The organism is Marinobacter sp. MDS2, assembly GCF_030718085.1.
Lineage (GTDB): Bacteria > Pseudomonadota > Gammaproteobacteria > Pseudomonadales > Oleiphilaceae > Marinobacter.
Genome location: NZ_JAVAJF010000010.1, coordinates 1 through 1,136, shown reverse-complemented (window position 1 = coordinate 1,136; position 1,136 = coordinate 1). Strand labels below are relative to the sequence as shown.

Sequence of the window (1,136 nt, the reverse complement as noted above, 5' to 3'; positions counted from 1 at the left end):
CGTTGCTGTTATCTAGGCTGTACGTCCAATTGCCAGCACTGTCGAGATCAACCGTGCCGTAACCATTGGTAGACGCAGCGGAAGACTGCGCCACAAACACCGCTTCACCGCTATCGGCATCGCTGATTGTCAACGCACCGCTGTCTGTCAGAGTACCGTCCTCACTGACGGCAGCTGTGGTATCACCGCCAATCACTGCTGCGTCGTTGGCGCCGGTAATAGTGATGCTCACGGTTTGGGTGGTGCCATCATCACTGGTAAAGATGATGGTGTCGGCCAACGTGTCGCCTGCTGCCAGAGCTTGTACCACTGGGGCGCTGTTATCTAGGGTGTAGGTCCAATTGCCACTGCCATCCACGGTGACCGTGCCGTAAGTCGCGGCGCTGCTGGCTAACGTGCCTTCCCCGGTATCCGGATCACTAAAACTTACTGTGCCAGATGCGGTGTTATTGCTGGCATCGTCCTCGGTGACCGCTGTATCCGCGGCGGTTAGGTTGATCGTGGCCGCATCGTTAGAACCGGTGATGGTGATGTTTTGAGTTTCGGTGCTGCCATCATCACTGGTGAAGGTGATGGTGTCGATCAACGTATCACCAGCGGCCAGTGCCTGTACCGCGGCGTTGGTGTTATCTAGGGTGTAGGTCCAGTTGCCACTGCCATCCACGGTGACAACGCCGTAATTGGCAGTGCGGCTCGCTAACGAACCTTCCCCGGTATCCGGATCACTTATGCTTACTGTGCCAGAAGCGGTGGTATTGCCGGCATCGTCCTCGGTGACCGCTGTATCCGTTGCGGTCACGCTGATCGTGGCGGCATCGTTGGCGCCGGTGATGGTAATGTTTTGTGTTTGGGTGGTGCCGTCATCACTGGTGAAGGTGATGGTGTCGATCAACGTATCACCAGCGGCCAGGGCCTGCACCGAGGCGTTGGTGTTATCGAGCGCGTAAGTCCAGTTGCCGCTGCCATCTACGGTGACCGTACCGTAGTTTGCGGTGCTACTGGCTAAGGCACCTTCTCCGGTATCCGGATCACTAATGCTTACTGTGCCAGAAGCGGTGTTATTGCCGGCATCGTCTTCGGTGACCGCTGTATCAGCGGCGGTTACGCTGATAGTGGTTGCGTCATCCTTGCCCGTA

At 57.1% G+C, this 1,136-nt stretch carries 1 protein-coding gene; it reads right to left on the bottom strand.

The genetic code is table 11. The annotated features are described in order from the left end of the window. Positions 1–1,136 (bottom strand): VCBS domain-containing protein (locus Q9245_RS15930; protein ID WP_305898073.1); only part of this gene is annotated, 1,136 nt, incomplete at both ends.